The following is a 3,124-nucleotide window of genomic DNA, read 5'->3' on the forward strand; positions in this document are numbered from 1 at the left end:
TGCGGCCCGGCCCCGACGCAGACCGTCAGCGGGGGTCGGGCTGCCCGTCGGTCTGCTCCAGGGGCGGGACCGCCCCGCGGTCGGTGCCCTCGTCGGCGAGCTGATCCGGCTCGGGATGCTCGGTGTCGAAGCTCTCCGGCAGGTTCTTGATGTGCTTGTTCATGTTGCGGATGAGCAGCACGGTGGCGATGAGCAACAGCAGGATCACCGGGATACCGATCGGCGAGGCCTTGCCGAACTCCGGCCCCACCGGGTTGTCGTTGTACCCGGGCGTACCGGGCGACTGGTTCTGCGCGAGGACCATCGCCGACTGGTACGCCAGGATCTGGACGTCCGGTCCCAGGGTGATCATCGTGGGTCCTCACTCGTGCTCGGGCCGACGGGGAGAGCGACGTACGGGTCGACTCCCTCGAACAGGTCTGTCTCGTATTCTCCCTCACCGAGCTCGGGAAAGCCCACCCGGCTGGCGGCGAGCTCGAACTCCTCGGTGGGCCACACCCGCTGCTGCATCTCCACGGGTGCGGCGAAGAACCAGCCGTTGGGGTCGATCTGGGTGGCGTGGGCCAGCAGTGCCGAGTTGCGCTGCTCGAAGTAGTCAGCGCACTCTACCCGCGTGGTGACCCGCTCCATGATGTCGGGGCGGTCCCCCCAGCGCGACAGGAACTCCTCGAAGTGGCGCACACCGTCGCGGGCGAACAGCTCGTCGTCCAGCAGCTGGAGGCGGCTCTTGGGGAACCCGTGGGTGTAGTAGACCTTGGCGATCGCCCACGGCTCACCGGCGTCCGGATACCGGGCGGGGTCGGCGGCGGCCTCGTACGCGGCCATCGACGCCGAGTGCACCTTCAGGTGATCCGGATGGGGATACCCACCGTTCTCGTCGTAGGTGATCATCACGTGGGGACGGAACTCCCGGATCCTGCGGACCAGGGACTCGGTGACCTCGTCGTCGTCGGCCAGGGCGAAACATCCCTCCGGCAGGGGTGGCGTGGGGTCACCCTCCGGCAACCCCGAGTCCACATATCCCAGCCAGTGGTGGTCGACCCCCAGGATCTCGGCCGCGCGCGCCATCTCACGCACCCGGACGCCCGTCAGGTCCGCGACGATGTCGGGGCGGTCCATCGCGGGGTTGAGGATGTCGCCCCGCTCGCCCCCGGTGCACGTCTCCACCAGCACGTGGACGCCCTCGGCGACGTACCTGGCCATGGTTGCCGACCCCTTTGACGACTCGTCGTCGGGGTGGGCGTGGACCGCCATCAGCCGCAGACCGGCCATCGGGAGCACCTGCCGTTCTTCTCACGTGAGTGGATGACCGCACCATTCTATGGGCGTCGGCCCAGGCGCCGCCCCCGGCGGGGCCCGCCGGCGACCCCCGGCCGTCCCCGCCAGCGTGCCCCGATACCCTGGCTCCCATGAGTGAGCCGAGGTCGGACGCCCCGTCGCAGCCCCCCGTGGGCCCGCCCGCGGACCGGTACGCGACCGCCGACCGCGGCTCGAACCTGACCGGCAAGGTCGTCGCCGTCATCCTGGCGCTGCTCGTGGGCGGCCTGGTGATCGCCGGCGTCTACACGATGTGGCGTCTCAACCAGACGCCGGACATCACGGGCGAGGCGATCGGAGTCGAGGTCGTCGACGAGTCGCGGGTCGACCTGACGTTCACCGTGACGCGCGAGGAGCCGGGCACGCCCGCCTACTGCATCATCCGGGCCCAGGAGGAGTCCAAGGGCGAACTCGGCCGGCGCGAGGTCTACGTCCCACCGTCGGAGAACACCACGATCCAGATCGACGCGTCCATCTTCACCACCGCCCGCGCGTTCGCCGCGGACGTCTACGGCTGTGGTGACGACGTCCCCGACTACCTGCGCAGGTAGAGCCGCAGACGGCGCGGCCGTCAGGGCCGCGCGTATCGGCCGGCGGGCCACGGCGCCTGTGTTAGAATCGGCGCTTCAGCACGGCTCCCTTTTTCGCGGGGCCGTGTTTTTCTTACATCACGCACGCGAACAGATTGGAGTGCGCTCATGGCGAACGACACCCAGGTCCACTGGTTGACCCAGGAATCGTACGACCGCCTCATGGCCGAGAAGGAGGCGCTGATCGCCAACCGTCCGGTCATCGCCGCCGAGATCAACGAGCGGCGCGAGGAGGGCGACCTCAAGGAGAACGCCGGCTACCACGCCGCGCGTGAGCAACAGGGCCAGGAGGAGGCCCGCATCCGGACCATCGACGACCTGCTGGCCAACGCCCAGGTCGGCGAGACGCCCACCGAGTCCGGTGTCGCGCTCATCGGCTCCGTTGTCCGCGCCTACTACAACGGCAACGAGGACACCAAGGAGACCTTCCTCATCGGTACCCGCGGCGAGGGTTCCGGCAAGGACGATCTGGAGATCTACTCCCCCGAGTCCCCGCTCGGCAAGGCCGTCCTCGGCGCCAAGAACGGGGAGAGCCGCGAGTACACCGCCCCCAACGGCAAGAAGGTCGCCGTCACCATCGTGACCGCGGAGCCGTACCACAGCTGACCGGCTGAAGACGGGGGCCGGTGGTAGGTTCTTCACGAATGTCGGGTCGCCTCCAGGCGGGCCCGAATCCGCCCCGGCGTAGCAGGAGTTCCACGTGTCAGACGGTTCCCAGGACAGGCCCCACGGCCCGGCCCCGACTATCGAAGCGGCGGCCGGGCGGGTCCTGGGACCGGCACTGCGGACGGGTCAGTCCCCCTTCGAGGACGACCTCTACACGTGGACGCCCGAGGTGGCCGAGGAGCTGGCCCGCCGTCTGGACTCCGACCCCGAGGAAGGGGCCGCCGGCGCGGCGCCCGGGTCGACACGCTCCCCCGTGATGCAGGCGCTGCACGACCAGCTCGAGGGCGCACCACGGCCCGTGGTCCTGCTCGCCGCCGAGCTGCTCTTCATCCAACAGCTCCCCCTGTCCACGGTCACGGCCCGCCTCAAGCGCGGCCGCGTCCGCGACGTGCTCTCCTGGATCGAGGACGCGCCCGGGATCCCCACCGATCTCGACGAGGTCCTCAGCGAGAAGGGCCCGCTCACCGGCGGCCTGGGTTTCAACGTGCAGATGCGCGAGCACCTGCGCTGGCTGTGCTCGTTCGTCATCCACTGGGCGGAGCTCGACGCGT

General features: G+C 69.7%; 4 protein-coding genes and 1 pseudogene. 3 read left to right on the top strand and 2 right to left on the bottom strand.

Annotated elements, in window-relative coordinates; all coding sequences use genetic code 11:
- Positions 1 to 25 precede the first annotated feature (25 nt).
- Positions 26 to 352: a hypothetical protein gene (locus G6023_RS04290; RefSeq protein ID WP_182634178.1), complete on the bottom strand. Its 327-nt coding sequence runs from the start codon at positions 350 to 352 to the stop codon at positions 26 to 28.
- On the bottom strand, positions 349 to 1,272 hold the full coding sequence (gene mca, locus G6023_RS04295; RefSeq protein ID WP_182634179.1) for a mycothiol conjugate amidase Mca: 924 nt from the start codon (positions 1,270 to 1,272) through the stop codon (positions 349 to 351). The genes G6023_RS04290 and mca overlap by 4 nt, the downstream gene beginning before the upstream one ends.
- A 137-nt stretch (positions 1,273 to 1,409) precedes the next feature.
- Between mca and G6023_RS04300 the strand changes: the two genes are divergently transcribed.
- The 3 genes and pseudogenes from G6023_RS04300 to G6023_RS04310 all read left to right on the top strand — a co-directional run.
- A complete protein-coding gene (locus tag G6023_RS04300; RefSeq protein ID WP_120283777.1) occupies positions 1,410 to 1,868 on the top strand; it encodes a DUF4307 domain-containing protein in 459 nt (152 codons plus the stop codon).
- A 147-nt stretch (positions 1,869 to 2,015) separates the two neighbouring features.
- Positions 2,016 to 2,513, top strand: coding sequence for a transcription elongation factor GreA (gene greA, locus G6023_RS04305; RefSeq protein WP_067715687.1), 498 nt, complete (start codon positions 2,016 to 2,018; stop codon positions 2,511 to 2,513).
- Between the two features lie 94 nt (positions 2,514 to 2,607).
- Positions 2,608 to 3,124 (top strand): annotated as a pseudogene (locus G6023_RS04310) (restriction endonuclease); the annotation flags it as partial.

Origin of the sequence: Dietzia sp. DQ11-71, assembly GCF_014144995.1 — a bacterium.
Classification (GTDB): domain Bacteria; phylum Actinomycetota; class Actinomycetes; order Mycobacteriales; family Mycobacteriaceae; genus Dietzia; species Dietzia kunjamensis.